The sequence below is a fragment of the Mycetocola sp. Y444 genome (genome assembly GCF_059445295.1).
The window spans coordinates 940,414-961,106 of sequence record NZ_JCAIUB010000001.1 but is presented as its reverse complement, the minus strand read 5'-3'; the positions used below and the strand labels follow the sequence as shown (position 1 = coordinate 961,106).

The following is a 20,693-nucleotide window of genomic DNA, read 5'->3' as shown; positions in this document are numbered from 1 at the left end:
ATCGCTACAGTGAATGCACAGCCTGGTGCTGTGCATTCGCCCGATTCGGCGCTGTTTTCACACAGCGCGTCGGGGTCGTGCGCCGCGAGTCTTAATCAAGTCTACGACCTCCTGGGCTGCGTCAGCCACTGTGCCGTTCACGACGCGGTAATCGAACTCGTCCTGTGCGGCCAATTCGTGCCGCGCGGTCTCCAGTCTGCGCTCGCGTTCCTCGGCATCCTCTGTGCCCCGTCCGACCAGCCGTCTGACCAGTTCGTCCCAGCTGGGCGGAAGCAAAAACACGAGGGTGGCCTCGGGCATTGCGGCCCTAACCTGGCGTGCGCCCTGGATGTCGATCTCCAGCAGGACACTGTCGCCACGGGCGAGGGCCTCGTCGATCGGCCCGCGTGGGGTGCCGTACCTCGAGGCGTTGTGCACCGTGGCGTGCTCGAGCAGTTCGTTGTTCTCGATTAGCCGGTCGAACTCGGCGTCATCGACGAAGAAGTAGTTGACGCCCTCGATCTCGCCCGGCCGCGGCTTCCTGGTCGTCGCCGACACCGAGAGGAGGACATCCGGATAATTCTCACGGATGTAACTGGCGACGGTTCCCTTGCCGACCGCGGTCGGCCCGGCGAGCACGATCAGTCGTGAACGCTTGTGCTGGCGGTTCTTGGATTCCCGGTCTGCGATGAAGTCGTGGAGCCGGGTGCGCTGGTTGGGGCCGAGGCCGCCGAGCCGCTTGGCCGGTGAAATCTTCAGATCATCGAGGATCCTGGTCAGCTTGGTGCGGCCGATCGCGGGCACGCTCAGCAGGAAATCGGTCACGCGCATGCGACCGGCAACACCGTCGGGGTCGGCAAAGGCGTCGTCGAGCACGGTCAGCGCCGATATGGCGCCGGAGGACACCCGGTTTTTGAGTTCTGCTCGAGCGCGTCGAGCCTCGACAGCGGCGCGGGATGCCGCGACGCGGTCGACCTCCGGTGGGGTTCGGACTGTCTGCTCAGGCACTGGCCTGCCTCACTATTTCTGCTCGGGTGGTGACGGCGCTACGGATCCCATCGGGACCGGCGCCGAGCACGCTTCGTGATTCGGAGACGATGACACCGCTCGTGAGTGCACCGTAGATTGACCGCATAGCCTCGGCTTCTGCGCCCTGGTGGCCGAAGCCGGGAGCGAGCACCGGCGGTGCCGGCAGCGGTGCGAGTTCCAGGTCGAAGTCGGCGAGTTGGAGTGTCGCTCCGATGACGACGCCGATGGATCCGAGAGCGCCGCTGGCGTGCTCGGCGTTCCAGGCGTTGACCTCGTTCACGATCGATCGCGCGACCGTCTCGCCCGCCGGCATCCGTGCCTGCTGCAGCGCCATTCCTTCGGGGTTGGACGTCGCAGCCAGCACGAACAGGCCCTTGCCGGTCGATTCGGCGAGAGCACCTGGCGCGGCGAGTGAGCCGACGCCCTGGTATGCGCTCACCGTGAGCGCATCGGCCTCGAGCGGCGAACCGGGCGTAAGCCAGGCCTGCCCGTACGCCTCGACGCTCGAGCCGACATCCCCCCGCTTGGCATCGGCGATGACCAGGAGGCCGCGTGAACGAGCGGCGGCGAGGACCTCTTCGAGCGCGGCATATCCGGCGGAGCCGAACCGCTCGAAGAAGGCCACCTGCGGTTTCACGATTCCGGCATTGCCCTCGACGGCGTCGAGGACCCGGAGGCCAAACTCGCGCGCGCCGGCTGCCGTGTCGGCGAGCCCCCAGTCCCTGAGGAGCCAGGCGTGCGGGTCGATGCCGACACAAAGGCGACCGCGTTCGCTGAAGACGCGCTCGAGTCGTTCCCCGAAGGATGCCGTCATGCGCGAGACGCCCTGTCCTGGGCGTACTCCTGCAGTGAGCGGACGTCGAAGCCGTTGCGGACGGCCTCGATGGAGGCGACAGCGGCGGTCAGCTCGGCAATCGTCGTGAAGAGCGGCTTGTCTTCGGCAACCGCGGCGGCACGGATCTCGTAGCCATCGGCACGACCACTGCGGCCGGACGGGGTGTTGATGACGATGTCCACCTCGTGGCGGTTGATCAGCTCGACGATCGACGGTTCGCCGAGTGTCGATTCGTCGCCCTCGGAGTACTTGCGGACCGTGCGAGCCGAGATGCCGTTGCGGTTGAGGATCTCTGCGGTTCCCTCGGTCGCGAGGATCTCGTAGCCGAGCTCCTGGAACCGGAGGATCGGGAGCACGATCGAGCGCTTGTCGCGGTCGGACACCGAGACGAAGACTGTGCCAGACAGTGGGATGCCGCCATAGGCTGCGGTCTGGCTCTTGGCGAACGCGCGCGGGAAGTCCTTATCGATACCCATGACCTCACCCGTCGATCGCATCTCGGGGCCGAGGATCGAGTCGACGATGCGGCCGTCGGCGGTGCGGAACCGCTTGAACGGGAGCACAGCTTCCTTGACCGAGACCGGTGAGTCGATCGGGATGCGCGAGCCGTCGACGGGAGGGAGGAGTCCCGATCCCTTGAGGTCGGCGATGGTCGCGCCGGTCATGACGAGAGACGCCGCCTTGGCGAGCGGGATGCCGAGCGCCTTCGACACGAACGGAACCGTGCGTGATGCACGAGGGTTCGCCTCGAGGACGTAGAGGATGCCGGCGCCGATGGCGAACTGGACGTTGATCAGTCCCTGGACACCGATCCCCTGCGCGATGGCCAGGGTCGCATCGCGGACCCTGTCGATCTGTGCGCGTCCGAGCGAGATGGGAGGCAGGGTGCAGCTCGAGTCACCCGAGTGGATACCGGCCTCTTCGATGTGCTCCATGACGCCACCGATGTACAGCTCGGTCCCGTCGTAGATCGCGTCGACATCGATCTCGATGGCGTCGTCGAGGAACCGGTCGACGAGCAGCGGGTGCTGGGGTCCGATGATGCCCTGGTCGGCCATCCGCAGGAAGTAGTCCTCGAGGGATGCCGTGTCGTAGACGATTTCCATGCCGCGGCCGCCGAGGACGAAGCTGGGGCGAACCAGAACGGGGTAGCCGATTTCCTCCGCGATGGTGATCGCACCGGTGATCTCGGTCGCTGTGCCGTTCTTCGGAGCGAGCAGTCCGGCATCCGCGAGGATCTGTGAGAACGCGCCGCGTTCCTCGGCCAGGTCGATCGCTTCAGGTGTGGTGCCGAGGATCGGCACGCCAGCGGCCTTGAGGCCCGTGGCGAGGCCAAGCGCGGTCTGTCCGCCGAGCTGGACGACCACACCGACGAGTTCGCCCGACTTGCTCTCGGCGTCGATGACCTCGAGGACGTCTTCGAGGGTCAGCGGCTCGAAGTACAACCGGTCGCTGGTGTCGTAGTCGGTCGACACGGTCTCCGGGTTGCAGTTGATCATGATCGTCTCGAAGCCCGCTTCACTGAGCGCGAACGACGCGTGGACACAGGAGTAGTCGAACTCGACACCCTGGCCGATCCGGTTCGGGCCTGAGCCGAGAATGACGACCTTCCGGCGGTCTGACGGAGCGACCTCGGTCTCGGTGTCGTAGCTCGAGTAGTGGTACGGCGTCAGCGCGGGGAATTCGCCGGCGCAGGTGTCGACCGTCTTGTAGACGGGGCGAACGTCGAGGATGTGGCGGACCTCGCGGACCTGGGCCTCACCGAAACCGCGGAGCTGGCCGATCTGAACGTCGGAGAAGCCGTGGTTCTTCGCCGTGACGAGGACCTCGGTGTCGAGCACCGAAGCGTCGCGGATGTAATCCGCGACCTCGTTGATCAGGGAGATCTGGTCGAGGAACCACGGGTCGATCTTGGTGGCCTCGAAGAGCTGCTCGGGCGTCGCGCCGAGGCGGAGGGCCTGCTGCACGACGACGATGCGTCCGTCTGTCGGCACCTTGGCAATCTCGATGAGTTCCTCGACCGAGCGAAGCTCCTCGCCCCAGTGAAAGCTCGATCCGCGCTTCTCGAGTGAACGCAGCGCCTTCTGCAGCGCCGTCGAGAAGTTCCGGCCAATCGCCATGGCCTCACCGACGGACTTCATGGTTGTCGTGAGCGTGGCATCCGCCGCCGGGAATTTCTCGAACGCGAACCGGGGAACCTTGACGACGACATAGTCGAGGGTGGGCTCGAAGCTCGCCGGCGTCACCTTGGTGATGTCGTTCGGGATCTCGTCGAGGCGGTAGCCGATGGCGAGCTTCGCGGCGATCTTGGCGATGGGGAATCCCGTTGCCTTCGAGGCGAGAGCGCTCGACCGGGAGACGCGGGGGTTCATCTCGATGACGATGATGCGGCCGTCAGCCGGGTCGATCGCGAACTGGATGTTGCAGCCACCGGTGTCGACGCCGACGGCACGGATGATGTCGATGCCGATGTCACGGAGCTTCTGGTACTCACGGTCGGTGAGGGTGAGCGCCGGTGCGACGGTGATCGAGTCGCCGGTGTGAACGCCGACGGGGTCGACGTTCTCGATCGAGCAGACGACGACCGTGTTGTCCGCGGTGTCGCGCATGAGTTCGAGTTCGTATTCCTTCCAGCCGAGGATGGACTCCTCGAGGAGGACCTCGGTGGTGGGGCTCTGGTGCAGGCCGTCGCCGACGATGCGGCGGAGTTCGGTCTCGTTGTAGGCAAAACCCGATCCGAGTCCACCCATGGTGAACGAGGGGCGGACGACGAGCGGGTAGCCCAGGTCCTCGGCGAAACCGACAGCCTCTTCGACGGTGTGCGCGATGTGCGACCGTGCAACGTCTGCGCCGGCGTCGAGCACGAGCTGCTTGAAGATCTGGCGGTCTTCACCCTTGTTGATCGCCTCGAAGTTGGCACCGATCAGCTCGACGTCGTACTTCTCGAGGATCCCGTTCTCGTGCAGCTGGATGGCCGCATTGAGCGCCGTCTGGCCGCCGAGGGTCGGCAGGATGGCATCCGGGCGTTCCTTGGCGATGATGGTCTCGATGACCTGCCAGGTGATCGGCTCGATGTACGTCGCGTCGGCGAAGTCCGGGTCGGTCATGATCGTCGCCGGGTTGGAGTTCACCAGGATGACGCGGACGCCTTCTTCCCGGAGCACGCGGCAGGCCTGGGTTCCCGAGTAATCGAACTCGACGGCCTGGCCGATGACAATCGGGCCCGAACCGATGACGAGGACGCTCTGGATGTCGTCGCGTTTTGGCATTAGTTGTCGTCTCCTGCTGAGGTGTGGTTGTTCGCGATCACGAGGTCGCGGAAGCGATCGAAGAGGTGGTTGGCGTCGTGCGGGCCTGCAGCCGATTCCGGGTGGTACTGGACGCTGAACGCGGGGATGTCGAGGCAGGCAAGTCCCTCGACCACCTGGTCGTTGAGGCTGTAGTGGCTCACTTCGACGCGACCGAATCCCTCGGGTGACTGGTGGTCGCCCTCGATCGGCAGGTCGACGGCGAAGCCGTGGTTCTGCGAGGTGATCTCAACCCGGCCCGTGGACTTGTCGAGCACCGGCTGGTTGATGCCGCGGTGGCCGAACGGGAGCTTGTAGGTATCGAAGCCGAGTGCCCGACCGAGCAGCTGGTTACCGAAGCAGATCCCGAAGTACGGCACGTTCTCGCGGAGGACCTCGCGGAGCAGGGTGACGTGTGCGTCACTCGCGGCCGGGTCACCCGGGCCGTTGGAGAAGAACAGGGCGTCCGGCTTGAGGCTCAGAACGTGGTCTGCCGTGACGTTCTGCGGGAGCACCATGACGTCGAAGCCGCGCTCGGACAGGTAGTTGACCGTCGACTTCTTGATGCCGAGGTCGAGGACCGCCACCCGGCCGATGCGCTCGCCCTGGGCGGGAACCTCGTAGGGGTCGATCGTCGACACGTCGCCGGAGAGGTTGCGGCCCTTCATCTCTGGACCCTGGCGGACCTGGTCGAGCTGGTCGCCCTCCGAGAGGTTGAAGTCGGCGCCGGAGAAGATCCCGGCGCGCATCGAGCCGCTTGACCGAATGCGCCGAGTGACGGCGCGGGTGTCGATGTCGCTGATACCGACGATGCCGTCGCGTGAGAGCTCGCTGTCGAGGCTGTGCTCCGACCGGAAGTTCGACACCATGCGGGATGGGTCGCGCACGACGTAGCCGGCGACCCAGACGCGGGACGACTCCATGTCTTCGGCGTTCATTCCGGTGTTGCCGATGTGCGGGGCCGTCATGAGCACAATCTGGCCCGCGTACGACGGGTCGGTGAGGGTCTCCTGGTACCCGGTCATACCCGTCGAGAAGACAACCTCGCCCAGTGTCTTGCCCGTCGCGCCGTATGCGCGACCGACGTAGCGGGAGCCGTCTTCCAGAACGAGGACGGCGGGTTCTGCTGAGCCAAATCGTGAATTGCTCATGGTTTCTCACTCTCGGTTGACGATGCGGGACCGGACGATGCCGGACCCGTCGAGTTCAGTGACGCCAGTGCGTCGAGTACTGGGGCGTGCCTGGTCGGATCGATGACGCGAACGTAGCTGTCGGCATCCGTGTCGCCTGTACGCCAGGTGATGCTGACGAGTCCGTCGGATTCGACGACCCGGTCGATGGTCCAGGTGGCTGGCTGGGACGAGCGGATGCTGTCGGCCGGCAGGAAGATCGGGTCCTGTCCCGGGACGGACAGCACGACTCCCTCCTCAGCCACGATGAGTTCGGCGCGAGCCCTGAAGGCCAGCCCGCTGATCGCCAGTCGTTCGAGCGGCTGGCCGGCCCTTGTCGTCGCCACGTAGAGGACGTCTGTCGTCAGCAGCGGGTGGACACCGCCGGCGGGAAGAGGTGCACTCGCGGAGACGCCGCTGTCGCGTCGACCCCTGGCGCGCCACGCGAGCCACATGCCGGCGAGCAGGATCGCGAGGAGTCCGAGAACGAGGGCTGCGGGAAGGAGCCGGTCAGGCATTCGCGCCCGCCCGTCCGGTGAGCGCCTGGCGCGCGATCTCATCGACCGGGCGCAGGGCCCCGTCGAGGACCGTTGGGTAGCCGTCGTGGAAGGTCGCAACGACTCGACCGGGCAGGGCCAGCTCGAGGTAGGGCGAGTTCATGCCCTTGCCGCGGAGGTCGCCGGTGCTGAAGGTGCGCGACGCCTGGGGGTCGTAGAGCAGCACCTGGGCTGGCGCACCGACGGCGATGCCCTGGCCGTGCCGCGTGATGCGTCCGATCCGGGCGGGGGCCGATGACAGGACCCGCGCGACGTCTGACCAGTTCAACAGGCCGGTATCGACAACGGATGCCTGCACAACGCTGAGAGCGGACTCGAGGCCGACCATGCCGTTCGCGGCGGCATCCCACTCGCAGTCCTTGTGCTCGGTCGGGTGCGGTGCGTGGTCCGTTGCGACGATGTCGATGGTGCCGTCAGCGAGGGCTTCACGGAGCGCGAGGACGTCTTCCTGCCGGCGAAGCGGCGGGTTGACCTTGTACCTGGCGTCGTAGCTTCGGACGAGTTCTTCGGTGAGCAGGAGGTGGTGGGGGGTGACTTCAGCCGTCACGTGGATGCCACGCGCTTTGGCCCAGCGGATGACGTCGACGCTTCCCGCGGTCGACACGTGACAGATGTGAAGCCGGGACCCGACGTGTTCGGCGAGCAGGACGTCACGGGCGATGATCGATTCTTCGGCGACCGCAGGCCAGCCCTGCAATCCCAGTTCGCCCGACACGGCGCCCTCGTTCATCTGGGCGCCGACGGTGAGCCTGGGGTCCTGGGCGTGTTGCGCGATGACACCGTCGAATGACTTGACGTACTCGAGGGCGCGGCGCATCAGCAGCGGATCGGAGACGCAGAAACCGTCGTCGGAGAACACCCGCACCTGGGCACGGGATGCTGCCATCGCGCCGAGTTCGGCGAGCTGTTCGCCCGCCAGCCCGACGGTGACGGCGCCGATCGGCTGGACCGTCGCGTAGCCGGCTTCCTGCCCGAGGGCCAGTTCCTGCTCGACGACACCGGCGGTGTCTGCGACGGGTGAGGTGTTCGCCATGGCGAAGACGGCGGTGAATCCCCCGGCGGCTGCGGCCTGCGTACCGGTGAGCACGGTTTCGCTCTGCTCGTAGCCGGGTTCACGGAGGTGGGTGTGCAGGTCGACGAGACCAGGGAGCGCGAGCAGTCCGTCCGCGTCAACAACGGAGGCGCCGTCGGCGGAGAGGGATCCACCGAGTTCGGCGATGATGCCGTTGGCGATGCGGATGTCTGTGGTGCTGCCGTCTGCGAGGGTCGCCTGGCGGAGGACGTAGGTTTCTGTAGTCATGGTTATGCGTCCTCCCGATCGCCCGACAGCAGCAGGTAAAGTGCGGCCATCCGCACGGAAACTCCGTTGGCCACCTGTTCGCGAACCGTGGACTGGGGCGAGTCAGCTGCTGCAGCGGAGATTTCCAGACCCCGGTTCATCGGTCCGGGGTGCATGACAATGGTAGTCGCCCGAAGCTGGTGCAATCGTCCATCGTCGAGGCCCCACCGCCTCGAATACTCCCGGCTGTTGGGGAAAAACGCGTTTCGCATCCGCTCGGCCTGGATGCGGAGCATGATGATGACGTCGGGCTCTGAGGCGATGGCCTCGTCGAGGTCGTAGCCAACGGTCACCGGCCAGCCCGAGGTGTTCACCGGCACGAGGGTGGGCGGTGACACGATGCTGACGGTGGCGCCGAGCGTCGTGAGCAGCCAGACATTCGACCGGGCGACGCGGGAGTGGAGCACGTCGCCGACGATCGTGACCGTGAGCCCGTCGAGGTCTTTCCCTCGCGAGGCTGCGCCGTGGACGCGCTTCCGGATCGTGTACGCGTCGAGGAGCGCCTGCGTCGGGTGTTCGTGTGTTCCGTCTCCCGCGTTCAGGATTCCCGCGTCGATCCATCCGCTGGTCGCCAGGGTTTGCGGTGCGCCGGATGCGGGGTGACGGATGACGACGGCATCCGCCCCCATGGCCTGAAGCGTTTGTGCTGTGTCTTTGAGGCTCTCCCCCTTCGAGACGCTCGACCCTTTGGCGCTGAAGTTGATGACGTCCGCGCTCAGGCGTTTGGCGGCAGCCTCGAACGAGATGCGCGTTCGGGTGGAGTCTTCGAAGAAGAGGTTGACGACGGTTTTGCCGCGGAGGGTCGGGAGCTTCTTGACCTCGCGCAACTGGGTGTCGGCCATGTCTTCGGCAACGTCGAGCAGTTCGATGGCTGTGTCGCGGCTGAAGTCCCGCGTCGAGAGGAGGTGGCGCATCAGGACTCCATCCCATCGATCGAGACCAGGTCGGCGCCATCGAGCTCGGCAAGGCGCACGTTGATGCGTTCGGTTTGCGCGCTCGGCAGGTTCTTGCCGACGAAGTCGGGTCGGATGGGCAGCTCACGGTGCCCACGGTCGATGAGGGTGGCCAGGCGGACGGCGCGGGGCCTGCCGATGTCGCCGATGGCGTCGAGAGCGGCGCGGATGGTGCGACCCGAGTACAGGACGTCATCGACGAGCACCACGGTCTTGCCATCGATACCGGATGCCGGGATGTGCGTTGGCGCCGGCGTGCGGGTGGGGTGTTTTGCGAGGTCGTCGCGATACATGGTCACGTCGAGGGACCCCGCGTCGATCGGTGTGTCGGCAATTTCCGAGATCAGAGCGGCGATGCGGTCGGCGAGAATGACCCCGCGGGTCGGAATGCCGAGGAGGACGAGGTTGTCTGCGCCTCGATTGGACTCAAGGATCTCGTGGGAGATCCGGGTCAACGCTCGGGCGATGTCAGCCTGCTGAAGTACGACGCGCGCACTCATGCCGACTCCCTTCTCCGTCTCTCGGACGGCGTTAAAGGTTGTCAATTATTTTTCACTCTAGCAGTCGCCGGGCTCTGATCTCGTTTGTGACGCCGGGCGGGCGCGGGCTCCCCGTCGTGTACCGCGGCGTCTCGGGAGGCGAATCGGAGGGGGCGCTGCCTGGAGGGCGCCGCACACCCGGTACTCCCTCCGGAACACCTCCCCCCGCTGCGAACGCATCAGTTGCAGTCGAGAACATCCCGCGTAACTGATGCGCTCGACCACACGTGATGCGCTCGCGCGTGGGACTGCACACCCGGGTGCGCACGCCCCGCCATTCGCGAACACCGCCCCATGCCCAATCTCCCGTTCGCCGTGCATAATGGGCATCAGGTGGTGCCCGCGTCGACCCCGGGAGGCATCGTGGCACGGATTCTGGTTGCGGTAATGCCGTTCGCAGGACACGTCGCGCCGATGCTCGCCGTCGTCAGCGAGTTCCTGGCCCGTGGCCACGCGGTGCGGGTGTACTCCGGCGCCGCCTGGGCCGACCGGTTCGCCTCCGTCGGCGCCACCGTCGTGGCCTGGCAGGATGCGCCCGACTTCGACGAACACAACCTGGCTGCACGTTTCCCCAGCTGGTCGGACGCGAGGGCCCACGGCAGACGATCGCCAACCTCGAGCACCTTTTCATCCGCACCGGCGCCGCCCAGCACGGCGATCTGACCCGCGCCTGGCGAACAGATCCGTGGGACCTCATCCTCGCCGACAGCCTCAGCTGTGGTGCCGCACTCATCGCCGAAACCACGCCGGCACCGTGGGCAACGCTCTCCCTCGTCCCGCTCACCACCCCGAGCCGGGACCTTCCCCCTGCCGGGTTCGCCCTCCACCCCGGGCGTGGCCGAATCGGACGGCTCAGGGATGCCATCCTCCGGCATGCGGCCCGGCTCCTGACACGAGGCCTGCACCGGGCGTGGAACGACACCCGGCAACGGGTCGGGCTCCCGCCAACGGCAACGCGATTCGACACCGCATGGGTCTCACCCACACTCACCTGCGTCACCGGAACAGCGTCCCTCGACTATCCCCGCACCGACCTGCCGCCGACCACCCACTACATCGGCGCCATCCGCACGACTCCCCCGGCGGCACCAGACAGCCCTGACTGGTGGCCCGACATCGTCTCCGCCACGGTCCCCGTTGTGCACGTGACCCAGGGCACTCTGAATGTCGACCCGGCCGACCTTCTGCACCCGGCGATGGTTGCACTTGCGGATGCCCCGGTGCTCGTCGTCGCAGCCACCGGGTCCGCCGTCGAAACGGCTCCCGCCTTCCCGGTGCCACACAACGCCCGCGTCGCCAGCGTCCTCGATTACGACAAACTGCTTCCGCTGACGAGCGTCGTTATTACCAACGGTGGCTGGGGCGGCGTCCTTGCCGCACTGCGCTACGGAGTTCCGCTGATCGTGGCAGGCGGAGACATCGACAAACCCGAGATCGCCGCACGCGTGGCATACAGCGGCGCAGGCATCGACCTCCGCACCGGCACTCCATCGGCGACGGCGATCGCCGCCGCGTACCGGCGGGTCGCCACCGACCCCGCCTTCCGGAATGCTGCTCAGCGACTGGCGCGCGAGCTCAACCGATCACGCGGCCAGACGGACGTCGTCGACCGTTGTGAAGCGTTGATTCGATGAGACCAGTGCACGCGACCCTCGGCTGAGAACCCGCACGAAAGACGCCCGCCACAGCGCGAGCGGTGACGGGGGTTCTACGACACGACCCTGGCCACTGACCCGGGCGATTTGTTCCGAGCAGTTGGCGGGCGGTCTCCCGGTGGCGCACGCCATTCGGTGCCGAACGCGGCCTTCTCCGTACGGCCTCCGCCTGCTGAGTTATGTTCGCCGCGCTGTCCTCCCTCGCCATGCTGGGCGGCGCCAGGCTGCCCAACGGAGTCCGCCATCGTGCTCGGCAGAAGCAGGGTTTGGCAGTTCAGCGGAAGTACTGTTGCCCAGTTCAGCGGAAGTATGGCTTGCGGCGGATCCACTCGGCGATGGTGACCTTGGGTTTGCCGTTCACCATCGTGACCGTGAAAACCCCGGTATCGACCATCCGGTGGTGGAACCAGCAGAACAGCGCACCGTTATCAATATGTGTGGGCCCACCTTCGGAGTGCGGGATGATGTGGTGGGCTTCGCACCCGGTGCCAGGGATCTGACAGTCCGGCATCGCACAGGTCGGACCGTCGCGGGCGATCATGCCCATTCGTTGGGTCCGGTTGAATCCGCGTTGGTCGTTGCCGAGGGCAACGACGGTGCCGTCGGGGTCGATGAATACCGGGATGATGCTCGCATCACACAGAATCTGGGTGATCGTTGACGCCGCCACTGGGGCGTTCACTCCCACGATCTGGCCGGTACCGGTCTTGGAGTCGATCACGTCCGCGTTCACGGTGACAACCACGGTGGGTGCCGCACCGGTGACCGATGGTGCGTCGGTGGAGCGGGCGAGGGCGTCGATCATCGCGGCGAACACGTCAGCGCGTTGCTGTCCCGCGGTCCGCCGGGCCCGGACCGGTTCGCTGAATTCCGCACCGGGACTGACGTTGGTGCCTTGTACCGCGTCACCGGTGGCTGGGTTGGCGCCGGTCACCGGCGACGCACAGGATCCGAAGGCCCCCGCGTCATCGGTTCCGGTGCCACCAGCACCACCGCCAGTTCCCTCGCCAGCATCAGTGGCCGTGGGGCCGTACCGGTCCGCGGTTTTTGGACTCAACACCGCATCGAGTAACGCGTGGAGTTTCGCGCCGACATCGACAGTGACCTGGCCACCGAACTTCACCAACCCGTCCTTCGCGGTGCGTGCGATCCAGAAGTCACGTTTCTGGAACGCTTTGTCGGAAAGGGGTTCAATCCCGTCTTCATCCAACCGGTCCCGCCACTGCCGAGCCTGAATACCCACCAGATCGGCGGACATGGGTAACCCGTCGCGCCAGCCCGCACCGACCGCCTCACTGATCAGGGTGCGTTCGGCGATCGCGAGGTGTTCCACCTCGGCGCGGGGTGCGGCCAACGAGAGTTCCCGCGTGATTACTTCAGCGGTTTCCACCCCGATCAAACCCTGCCGGAACGCCTCCCCGACCACCGGGAACAACGGCGGCAACGGGAACCCAGCATCGGTGAGCCTCCGGCAGGTGCGCTGCCCCACCCGGATGAGCCGGGATGCGGCCGCAGACGACACCCCGGTGATCACCTCGATCAGGTGCGACGGACGCTGGTAGTTATGCTTCACCGCCAAACCCTCGTTGCCGCGGGCGGGATCTGACCGGTCCGCGACCTCAGCACTCAACGCCGCGAGGACCGCCTCCCCGGCTCGCACCACCCCGGCGACCTGACCCAACTGGGTCAGCAACTGTTCGCCGGTCAACCGGTCGAGGTGATCCAGGTCGAGAACATCAACCACCTGCCCCAGGTGTTGCAAGAGCCCGGTGAGCGCACTCTCCCCCTCCGGAACACCGGCCGGGAGAAAGTCGCTCACCGCGAGGCTCATGACACCCGCACACCCCCACCAGTCGAGGCGAGGACATGATGCACGGCCAGACCGGAGTCTGCCACACCAGAACGGTGGCGGCTCGGGCTACTGACCGGGATATTCATGACTTCAGTACACACCCAACCACTGACATTGAAACCGAGCCCCGAGGGCATCGCTCCCGGGCCTTTGCAGGCGTCCGAACGCCACACCAGTACGGGTGCGAATCGGGCTACTGACCGGGATATTCATGACTTCAGTACACACCCAACCACTGAGATTGAAACCGGGCCCCAGACGCACCGCACTCCGGTCTTTACAGGCATCCGCAGACCGCACCGGAAATGGTGATGATACGAGCAACCGACCACGTCCAACCCACCCCGAACGCCAGGGCGCACGAAAAACGCCCGCCATCGGCATCCGATGACGGGCGTTTCGACGAAAGAAGTACTAGCCGTTGGCCTGGGCGATCTTCCCGAGCAGTCCGTTGACAAATCCGGGCGAGTCATCAGTCGACAGCGTCTTGGCCGATTCGACAGCCTCGTCGATGGCAACCGCGGCGGGCACCTCGGAGTTGAACATGATCTCCCACACACCGATGCGCAGGATCGCACGATCAACAGCCGGCATCCGCGCGAGGGACCAGCCCTGGGCGTACGTCTCGATCTGCTCGTCGATCTCCTCGGCGTTGTCGGCGATACCGTCGACAATGTCGCGCGCGTAGAGCCAGCTCGCTTCACGGTCGGGCTCGCTCGCGGCACGCTTCGCTTCAACCGTGAGGGCCTCGCTCAACGCCATGTCCCGAAGGTCTGCGCCGTACAGGATGTCGATGGCCCGCTTACGGGCCTTGCTACGGGCGCTCACTAGTCGTTGACGCGTCCCATGTAGTCGCCCGTGCGGGTGTCGACCTTGACCTTGGTGCCCTGCTCGAGGAACAACGGCACCTGGATCTCGTATCCGGTCTCAACGGTTGCGGGCTTCGTGCCACCGGTCGAGCGGTCGCCCTGGAGGCCCGGCTCGGTGTAGGTGATCTCGAGAACGACGGATGCCGGCAGTTCGACATACAGCGGGTTGCCGTTGTTGAGTGCAACGGTCACGGCCTGGTTCTCGAGCATGAAGTTGGCGGCGTCTCCGACAACGGATGCCGGCACAGTCAACTGGTCGTAGTCAGCGGTGTCCATGAACACGAAAGCTTCACCGTCGTTGTAGAGGTAGGTGAAGTCGCGGCGGTCGACGTTCTCGATGTCGATCTTCGCGCCGGCGTTGTACGTGCGGTCGACGGTCTTGCCCGACACGACGTTCTTCAGCTTGGTGCGCACGAACGCGCCACCCTTGCCGGGCTTGACGTGCTGGAACTCGATGACGTTCCAGAGCTGTCCGTCGATGTTGAGGACAATTCCGTTCTTGATGTCGGCGGTAGATGCCATGAAGAGGGGGTTCCGTTCAGTGGGAGAAAAATGTGGTCTGAGGCGACCGATGTGACGAGTTTACCGCAGGAGCCTGTTTACTCGGTCCCAGCCGCTGTCAGGCGGAGTACGGCATCGAGTGCCAGGCGGTACGAATCGAAGCCGAAACCAGCGATCACACCCGTCGCAACACCCGAGATCACGCTCGAGTGCCGGAAGGTCTCCCGCGCGTGCGGGTTCGAGATGTGGACCTCGACCAGCGGAATACCCGCCTTCGTGACGAGCGCGGCGGCATCCCGAAGCGCGTAGCTGTAATGGGTGAACGCTGCCGGATTCAGGATCACGGGAACGGAACCGTCAGTTGCCTCGTAGAGCCAGCCGATGAGCTCACCCTCATCGTTGGTCTGACGGAGATCGATCGAGACGCCTTCCGGGGCGGATGCCTGGAGCAGCGTCCAAAGGTCGTCGAGGTTGCCGCTGCCGTAGACATCGGGCTCGCGCGAACCGAGCCTGCCCAGGTTGGGGCCGTTGAGCACGAGCACACGAGTCATGGCTATGAACCTATCTCCTGGTACGCCGCGAAGAGCAACGCTGTCTCGGGCCCTGCGAGCACCGTCGGTTTGGCGATGTCATCGAGGACGATGAACCGAAGCATGCCGGCTCGGGCCTTCTTGTCACGCTGCATCGTCGCGAGAAGCGTGCTCCAGCGTCCGACGGGGTACTCGGTGGGCAGTGACAGCGAGTCGAGGATGCTGCGGTGCCGGTCAGCGACCGCGTCCGGCAGCCGTCCGGCCAGCCGTGAGAGCTCGGCGGCGAACATCATCCCGACGGCGACGGCCGCGCCGTGACGCCACTGGTACCGCTCGGCGTGCTCGATGGCGTGGCCGAGAGTGTGTCCGTAGTTGAGGATCTCGCGGACCCCGCCCTCCTTGAAGTCCTCGCTGACGACGCGGGCCTTGAGCGCGATGGACAGCTCGACGACGCGGCGGAACTCCGCGGTGGTCGGGTCGGTCACCCGATCCACGTCCGCCTCGATGATGTCGAGGATCTCCGGTTCCGCGATGAAACCGCACTTCACGATCTCCGCGAACCCGGCGAGGATCTCGTTCTTCGGCAGCGTGTCGAGCAGGTCGAAGTCGACGATGACTCCGGCGGGAGCGTAGAAAGCGCCAACGAGGTTCTTGCCCTCGTTGGTGTTGATCCCGGTCTTACCGCCGATGGCGGCATCCACCATGCCGGCCACTGTCGTCGGCACCTGCACAAGTCGAACGCCGCGCAGCCAGGTTGCGGCCACAAACCCGGCGAGGTCAGTGGTCGCTCCCCCGCCGAAACCAATCACGCCATCGGTTCTCGTGAAGTCGGCCTGGCCCATGATCTGCCAGCAGAACGCCGCAACCTCGACACGTTTGCCGGTTTCGGCATCCGGAATCTCGGCCAGCAGCACCTGGTACCGGTCGGCCAGTGACTCACGCAGCTGCTCGGCCTTCGCGGCGAGAGTCGGCGGGTGGACGAGCAGGACCTTCTGGACGCCGTCACCGAGGGCGACAGCAATGCGATCGAGGATGCCGCGGCCGACGTGAATCGCGTAGCCGTCTGTTCCCGTCACCTCGATCGTGGTGATCCCGTGGTCATCTCCGGTGGCGCCCCGATTGCCTGTCGTACCGATGTGGTCTGTCATGCTCGTCCTTTCGCCCACGTGGCGATGTCTGCAGCGATTCTCTCGATCGGCTGGGTGGAGGTGTCGAAGGTGATCGTGGCGAGTTCGTCGTAGATCGCGCGCCGTTCGTCGTAGATACGCTGCCAGTCCGCAGTCCCGTTTGCCAGCAGCGGCCGTTTGTCGGTCTTGATGCGTGCGGCGACGGCATCCGCTGACACGGTCAGCAGGACGACCGTCTTGTCGGCAAGCGCTGCCCGCGTCTCCGGATCCAGAACGGCGCCACCCCCGAGGGACACGACGGCGTGTTCGGCCAGCGCGGCAGCGACGGCATCCTTCTCCAGAGCGCGGAAGGCAGCCTCGCCCCTGGATTCGAAGATGGCCGCTATCGGTCCGTGCTCGGCGACAATGATCTTGTCAGTGTCAAGAAAGGGTACCTCGAGTGCTTTTGCCACCCGGCGACCGATGCGCGTCTTTCCCGCTCCCATTGGCCCAATGAAGACGAGCGGGTAAAGGGGGCGGCGATCGTCGCTCACGCCAGGTGATCCTGGGTGGACGCGGTGGCGGTGCGAAGCCCCGCTGGAATAGCAGCGAGGTAGGACTGGAGGTTGCGACGGGTCTCTTCGACCGAGTCTCCCCCGAACTTCTCGAGGACGCTGTTGGCCAGAACGAGGGCGACCATTGCCTCAGCGACGACGCCAGCGGCGGGCACCGCACAGACATCCGAGCGCTGGTGGTGCGCACCAGCGGCTTCGCCTGTCGCGACGTCGACCGTCCGAAGCGAGTGCGGGACTGTGGCGATGGGCTTCATTCCGGCTCGGACGCGGAGAACGGTTCCGGTGCTCATGCCGCCCTCGGTGCCGCCGGCCTTGTCACTCGAGCGTACGATCTGGTCGTCGATCGAGAAGAGCTCATCGTGCGCCTCGGAGCCGCGGCGCGTGGTGGTGAGGAAGCCATCGCCAACCTCGACACCTTTGATCGCCTGGATGCCCATGAGCGCCTGGGCGAGCTGGCCATCGAGGCGACGGTCCCAGTGCACGTGAGAACCGAGTCCGGGCGGCAGGCCGTATGCGAGTACCTCGACGACTCCGCCGAGCGTGTCGCCGTCCTTCTTCGCCGCGTCGACCTCGGCGACCATCAGTTCGGATGTTGCCGCGTCGAAGCAGCGCAATGGGTCGGCATCGAGCGTGCCCACGTCAGCGGGGGTGGGAAGTGCGGCGTTCTCGGGAACGCGCACAGGTCCGATCGACAGCGTGTGGCTGACCAGGGTGATGCCGAGTTCGGCGAGAAAGCCCCGCGCGACGGCACCGAGGGCAACGCGTGCCGCGGTTTCCCTGGCGCTGGCGCGTTCGAGGATCGGACGCGCTTCGTCGAAGTTGTACTTCTGCATGCCGACGAGATCCGCGTGCCCCGGGCGGGGACGCGTGAGCGGGGCGCTCCTGCCGCGGGACTTCTCGGTCTCCGGTACGGGTTCCGGGTTCATCACCTCGACCCATTTGGGCCATTCCGTGTTGCCGATGCGCAGGGCGACGGGACTGCCGAGGCTGAATCCGTGGCGAACACCGCCGGAGATGTTGAGCTCGTCCTCCTCGAACTTCATCCGTGAACCACGGCCATAGCCGAGTTTCCGCCGAGCAAGGTCAGCGCGAATGGAATCGAGCGAGACAGGGACGCCGGCGGGAAGACCCTCGACGATTGCAATGAGTTCCGGGCCGTGAGACTCTCCGGCTGTGAGCCAACGAAGCATGGCTCTATCCTTCCACAGCGCCCGAGGTCGGCCTGACCCTGTGACGGTCTGCGTCTCCCCCGCGGTCGTGAGGCGTACTCGTCAGGCGTACTCGTCGGGCGTGCTGGTCAGGCGGCGATCGGGATGCCGTGCGCGTCGAGACCAACGGACTCGAGCATTGCGGTGAGCACCGCGTCCTCCCTGTCGAGGGGCTGGAACGGGTCGTTCGAGACGAAGATCCGCACCTGGATGAGCGCCTGATGCGCGAGCATGGACAATCCATTCGCGACGACGCCCCCGGCATCCGCCCAGCGGGACGCGAGTTCACTCGGCCACGGATCGTACGCGACGTCGAGCAGCGCCGACGACGAGAGCACCTGGGTCGGGTAGTTCACCGGCAGCGGCGTCCGGCCAGGCAGGGTGCTCACGACGAGCTCGGGACGTGGCACGTCGTCGAGCTCGCCGAACGTGCGAATGTCCACGGCGAGGCCGGCCCGCTTACCGAGGTCGATCAGCGGCCGGGACTTGGCCGGGTTCCTGGCCAGGATGGTCACCGAGAGCGCACCAAGCTCGGCAGCAGCGACAACAGCACTGGCCGCTGTGGCGCCGCCACCCAGAATGTGGACGTGGGGTGCCTCCGCGATGCCGACGGATGCCAGTGCGCGCGTAATGCCCGAAACATCGGTGTTGTACCCGAACGAGGTTCTCGCCCCGCCATCACCCACGAACCGGAGTGTGTTGACAGCGCCGGTCAGCGTGGCCATCGCGTCTCGAGTGTCGGCAAATTCGAATGCTGCCTGTTTGAGCGGCATGGTCAGGGAGAGTCCGCGCCATCCGGCATCCGGACCGGCGACGGTCGCGGCGAACTCCGTTACCGGAACGTCGCGTGAGCTGTACTCCCAGTCCAGCCCGAGAAGCTCGTAGGCCGTCCGGTGCAGCGAAGGCGACTTCGAATGCGCGATGGGCGACCCGAATACCGCGAGCCGTTCCGGCATCAGCAGCCCTTGTCCGGGTTCTCCGCGCACCAGGCACGGAGTTGCTTGACGGCGGCACCGTGCTCATCGACGGTGTTCGTGAACACCGTCTCGCCTGTGTCGAGGTTGACGGTGACGAAGAAGAGCCAGGACCCCTCGGCCGGCGCCATGGCAGCGGCGATGGCGGTATCACCCGGGCTCGCGATCGGTCCGATCGGCAGCCCCGTCATTTGGTAGGTGTTCCACGGGTTCTGCGATTCGAGCGCCTCCTGCGTCGACCAGACCGAGTCGGTCTTCGTCGTGTCGCCATACTGCGCGGTCGAGTCCATCTCGAGCTTCATGTCGACCGCGAGCCGGTTCTGAATGACCCGGCTGACTTTGTAGAAGTCTTCCTCCAGTCGCGCTTCGCGCTGGACAACGGAGGCGATGGTCAGGATGCGTTCCCGTTCCTCGACCGGGACGCCCGCAGCGTCGAGCGCGGTGATCGTCCGGTCAACGAGTACCTGGATCACCTCCTGCGCGGAGAGGTCAGGGTCGAAGGTGTACATGGCAGGAAAGAGCCAGCCCTCGATCGATGGCGCGGTTGCCGGGATGCCGAAGACGGTGGGATCGGCGACGGCAGCCTCGAACTCAGCGAGAGGAATCTCTGTGCTCGCGGACAGCTCCTCGAGAATCGTGGCTCCGGTATCGCCCTCGCGCACGAGAACGGTCCGCTCGACCTTATTGGCCGGGTCGAGGAGAGCGTCAAGCGCAGCCTTCGCGCTCATTTGCTTCTTCAGCTGGTAAACACCGGGGTGGAAGACAGGCTCAGGCTTCTCCTCGATCAGAGTTTCGTAGAACGCGTCGACGGTCTTGGTCACGCCACGCGCCTTGAGGGTCTTCGCGATGTCCTGGCCCGTGTCGCCCTCCGCGATGGAGACCATGACCTCACCGCTGCCGGCGCCCTCGAAGTCGGTGGGCTCTTCCCAGCCCATGACCGAGCGGATCTGCGGTTCGAAGGTGTTCCAGGCGTACAGGCCACCCCCGGCAACACCGGCGAGCAGCACGAGCGTGACAATTGCCGCGATGAGTCCCTTGCGGCTGCGCTTCTCTCGCGGCGGATACGCGGACTCGGTTGACGAGGCAGACCGGCGTTCAGAACGCGTGGACGCTATCGCGGCGCGCTCAGCCTGTTCCCGGGCCTCGCGTCGAGACGACGGCGGTGTACTCGAAGCCGGGGCTTCTGGCGCTTTCGACGCGAGAATGGCGTCAAAATCGCTGGTGCCTTTGGGTCGCTCGGTTGTCACGGCCTAGGATCCTTCACTCGGGTTGACGAGGGAACCAGGAGGGTGTGAACTGCCGCGCTCCGCGTCGAGGGCGTGCTGCAGAATGATGACCGCAGCAACTTGATCGACAATATTACGTGATCTGCTTGATTTCTTGCCCGAGGTGCGTAGCGCCGAGTGGGCGGAAACCGTGGACAGCCGCTCATCGACCAGTCGGACGGGAACAGCGGATGCCTTTGCGAGCTTGCCCGCGAAGGCGACAGCATCGTCCGTTGATGCTGTGTGCGATCCGGAGAGCGCCAGCGGAAGGCCGACAACGAGTTCGATCGGGTCGAGCTCGTCGGCGATCGCGATGATTCTCTTCACGTCTTCACCGCTGTCGGTCGACCGCTGGACGGTCTCGATCGGTGTCGCCAGCATTCCGTGGTAATCGGAACGGGCGACACCGATGCGGACCTTCCCGACATCGATACCGAGGCGGACTCCCGCACGCATGGCATCCGTCACCGG

General features: G+C 65.8%; 20 protein-coding genes. 2 read left to right on the top strand and 18 right to left on the bottom strand.

The window, feature by feature from the left end:
- Window positions 1–57: 57 nt before the first annotated feature.
- The 8 genes from gmk to pyrR are packed head-to-tail and all read right to left on the bottom strand — an operon-like array spanning window position 58 to window position 9,648.
- The gene (gene gmk, locus AC1C2M_RS04585; protein WP_483404165.1) at window positions 58–987 is read right to left on the bottom strand and encodes a guanylate kinase; all 930 of its coding nucleotides are present in this window, start codon (window positions 985–987) and stop codon (window positions 58–60) included.
- Window positions 980–1,822, bottom strand: a complete 843-nt coding sequence (gene pyrF, locus AC1C2M_RS04580; protein ID WP_495435405.1) for an orotidine-5'-phosphate decarboxylase — start codon at window positions 1,820–1,822, stop codon at window positions 980–982. Before pyrF ends, gmk begins: the two co-directional genes overlap by 8 nt.
- Window positions 1,819–5,112 (bottom strand): carbamoyl-phosphate synthase large subunit, encoded by a 3,294-nt coding sequence (gene carB / locus AC1C2M_RS04575; RefSeq protein ID WP_495435404.1) that lies wholly within the window; start codon window positions 5,110–5,112, stop codon window positions 1,819–1,821. Before carB ends, pyrF begins: the two co-directional genes overlap by 4 nt.
- Window positions 5,112–6,281 carry a glutamine-hydrolyzing carbamoyl-phosphate synthase small subunit gene (gene carA / locus AC1C2M_RS04570; protein ID WP_483404168.1) on the bottom strand — a complete coding sequence of 390 codons (1,170 nt, stop codon included), beginning with the start codon at window positions 6,279–6,281 and terminating at the stop codon, window positions 5,112–5,114. The genes carB and carA overlap by 1 nt, the downstream gene beginning before the upstream one ends.
- Window positions 6,278–6,817, bottom strand: a complete 540-nt coding sequence (locus AC1C2M_RS04565; protein WP_495435403.1) for a PH-like domain-containing protein — start codon at window positions 6,815–6,817, stop codon at window positions 6,278–6,280. The genes carA and AC1C2M_RS04565 overlap by 4 nt, the downstream gene beginning before the upstream one ends.
- Window positions 6,810–8,156 carry a dihydroorotase gene (locus tag AC1C2M_RS04560; protein ID WP_495435402.1) on the bottom strand — a complete coding sequence of 449 codons (1,347 nt, stop codon included), beginning with the start codon at window positions 8,154–8,156 and terminating at the stop codon, window positions 6,810–6,812. Before AC1C2M_RS04560 ends, AC1C2M_RS04565 begins: the two co-directional genes overlap by 8 nt.
- A gap of 2 nt (window positions 8,157–8,158) precedes the next feature.
- Window positions 8,159–9,109, bottom strand: coding sequence for an aspartate carbamoyltransferase catalytic subunit (locus AC1C2M_RS04555; RefSeq protein ID WP_495435401.1), 951 nt, complete (start codon window positions 9,107–9,109; stop codon window positions 8,159–8,161).
- Window positions 9,109–9,648, bottom strand: a complete 540-nt coding sequence (pyrR, locus tag AC1C2M_RS04550; protein WP_495435400.1) for a bifunctional pyr operon transcriptional regulator/uracil phosphoribosyltransferase PyrR — start codon at window positions 9,646–9,648, stop codon at window positions 9,109–9,111. The genes AC1C2M_RS04555 and pyrR overlap by 1 nt, the downstream gene beginning before the upstream one ends.
- 333 nt (window positions 9,649–9,981) lie before the next feature.
- Between pyrR and AC1C2M_RS04545 the strand changes: the two genes are divergently transcribed.
- Together AC1C2M_RS04545 and AC1C2M_RS04540 are read left to right on the top strand one after the other, a co-directional pair.
- The gene (locus AC1C2M_RS04545) at window positions 9,982–10,350 is read left to right on the top strand and encodes a glycosyltransferase (protein WP_495435399.1); all 369 of its coding nucleotides are present in this window, start codon (window positions 9,982–9,984) and stop codon (window positions 10,348–10,350) included.
- Entirely contained in the window at window positions 10,263–11,321 is a 1,059-nt protein-coding gene (locus tag AC1C2M_RS04540; protein ID WP_495435693.1) for a glycosyltransferase, read from the top strand. Before AC1C2M_RS04545 ends, AC1C2M_RS04540 begins: the two co-directional genes overlap by 88 nt.
- Before the next feature lie 319 nt (window positions 11,322–11,640).
- Here the strand turns inward: AC1C2M_RS04540 and AC1C2M_RS04535 are convergent, their stop codons facing one another.
- The 10 genes from AC1C2M_RS04535 to ruvX all read right to left on the bottom strand — a co-directional run bounded on the left by AC1C2M_RS04535 (window position 11,641) and on the right by ruvX (window position 20,678).
- Window positions 11,641–13,161 (bottom strand): HNH endonuclease signature motif containing protein, encoded by a 1,521-nt coding sequence (locus AC1C2M_RS04535; RefSeq protein ID WP_495435398.1) that lies wholly within the window; start codon window positions 13,159–13,161, stop codon window positions 11,641–11,643.
- Window positions 13,162–13,608: 447 nt separating this feature from the next.
- Window positions 13,609–14,022, bottom strand: a complete 414-nt coding sequence (gene nusB, locus AC1C2M_RS04530) for a transcription antitermination factor NusB (protein ID WP_108961906.1) — start codon at window positions 14,020–14,022, stop codon at window positions 13,609–13,611.
- On the bottom strand, window positions 14,022–14,585 hold the full coding sequence (efp, locus tag AC1C2M_RS04525) for an elongation factor P (protein WP_108391041.1): 564 nt from the start codon (window positions 14,583–14,585) through the stop codon (window positions 14,022–14,024). Before efp ends, nusB begins: the two co-directional genes overlap by 1 nt.
- A gap of 77 nt (window positions 14,586–14,662) precedes the next feature.
- Complete coding sequence (locus tag AC1C2M_RS04520; protein WP_495433993.1) at window positions 14,663–15,115, bottom strand: type II 3-dehydroquinate dehydratase; 453 nt, start codon at window positions 15,113–15,115, stop codon at window positions 14,663–14,665.
- 2 nt (window positions 15,116–15,117) lie between these two features.
- On the bottom strand, window positions 15,118–16,242 hold the full coding sequence (gene aroB / locus AC1C2M_RS04515; protein ID WP_495435397.1) for a 3-dehydroquinate synthase: 1,125 nt from the start codon (window positions 16,240–16,242) through the stop codon (window positions 15,118–15,120).
- A complete protein-coding gene (locus tag AC1C2M_RS04510) occupies window positions 16,239–16,754 on the bottom strand; it encodes a shikimate kinase (protein ID WP_495435396.1) in 516 nt (171 codons plus the stop codon). The genes aroB and AC1C2M_RS04510 overlap by 4 nt, the downstream gene beginning before the upstream one ends.
- A complete protein-coding gene (gene aroC, locus AC1C2M_RS04505; protein ID WP_483404178.1) occupies window positions 16,751–17,965 on the bottom strand; it encodes a chorismate synthase in 1,215 nt (404 codons plus the stop codon). Before aroC ends, AC1C2M_RS04510 begins: the two co-directional genes overlap by 4 nt.
- Before the next feature lie 107 nt (window positions 17,966–18,072).
- Window positions 18,073–18,939: a shikimate dehydrogenase family protein gene (locus AC1C2M_RS04500; protein ID WP_495435395.1), complete on the bottom strand. Its 867-nt coding sequence runs from the start codon at window positions 18,937–18,939 to the stop codon at window positions 18,073–18,075.
- Window positions 18,939–20,204, bottom strand: coding sequence for an endolytic transglycosylase MltG (gene mltG, locus AC1C2M_RS04495; protein WP_495435394.1), 1,266 nt, complete (start codon window positions 20,202–20,204; stop codon window positions 18,939–18,941). The genes AC1C2M_RS04500 and mltG overlap by 1 nt, the downstream gene beginning before the upstream one ends.
- Window positions 20,205–20,207: 3 nt before the next feature.
- Window positions 20,208–20,678, bottom strand: coding sequence for a Holliday junction resolvase RuvX (gene ruvX, locus AC1C2M_RS04490; RefSeq protein ID WP_483404181.1), 471 nt, complete (start codon window positions 20,676–20,678; stop codon window positions 20,208–20,210).
- Window positions 20,679–20,693: the final 15 nt, after the last annotated feature.

What these genes read in the sequence shown, in the direction of transcription:
- AC1C2M_RS04545 (WP_495435399.1), top strand. Translation starts at nt 9,982, where the DNA reads ATGCCCAATCTCCCGTTCGCCGTGCATAATGGGCATCAGGTGGTGCCC.
- efp (WP_108391041.1), bottom strand. Translation starts at nt 14,585, where the DNA reads ATGGCATCTACCGCCGACATCAAGAACGGAATTGTCCTCAACATCGAC.
- AC1C2M_RS04560 (WP_495435402.1), bottom strand. Translation starts at nt 8,156, where the DNA reads ATGACTACAGAAACCTACGTCCTCCGCCAGGCGACCCTCGCAGACGGC.
- aroC (WP_483404178.1), bottom strand. Translation starts at nt 17,965, where the DNA reads ATGCTTCGTTGGCTCACAGCCGGAGAGTCTCACGGCCCGGAACTCATT.
- carB (WP_495435404.1), bottom strand. Translation starts at nt 5,112, where the DNA reads ATGCCAAAACGCGACGACATCCAGAGCGTCCTCGTCATCGGTTCGGGC.
- ruvX (WP_483404181.1), bottom strand. Translation starts at nt 20,678, where the DNA reads ATGCGTGCGGGAGTCCGCCTCGGTATCGATGTCGGGAAGGTCCGCATC.
- pyrF (WP_495435405.1), bottom strand. Translation starts at nt 1,822, where the DNA reads ATGACGGCATCCTTCGGGGAACGACTCGAGCGCGTCTTCAGCGAACGC.
- AC1C2M_RS04520 (WP_495433993.1), bottom strand. Translation starts at nt 15,115, where the DNA reads ATGACTCGTGTGCTCGTGCTCAACGGCCCCAACCTGGGCAGGCTCGGT.
- carA (WP_483404168.1), bottom strand. Translation starts at nt 6,281, where the DNA reads ATGAGCAATTCACGATTTGGCTCAGCAGAACCCGCCGTCCTCGTTCTG.
- pyrR (WP_495435400.1), bottom strand. Translation starts at nt 9,648, where the DNA reads ATGAGTGCGCGCGTCGTACTTCAGCAGGCTGACATCGCCCGAGCGTTG.
- aroB (WP_495435397.1), bottom strand. Translation starts at nt 16,242, where the DNA reads ATGACAGACCACATCGGTACGACAGGCAATCGGGGCGCCACCGGAGAT.
- AC1C2M_RS04500 (WP_495435395.1), bottom strand. Translation starts at nt 18,939, where the DNA reads ATGCCGGAACGGCTCGCGGTATTCGGGTCGCCCATCGCGCATTCGAAG.
- AC1C2M_RS04555 (WP_495435401.1), bottom strand. Translation starts at nt 9,109, where the DNA reads ATGCGCCACCTCCTCTCGACGCGGGACTTCAGCCGCGACACAGCCATC.
- AC1C2M_RS04565 (WP_495435403.1), bottom strand. Translation starts at nt 6,817, where the DNA reads ATGCCTGACCGGCTCCTTCCCGCAGCCCTCGTTCTCGGACTCCTCGCG.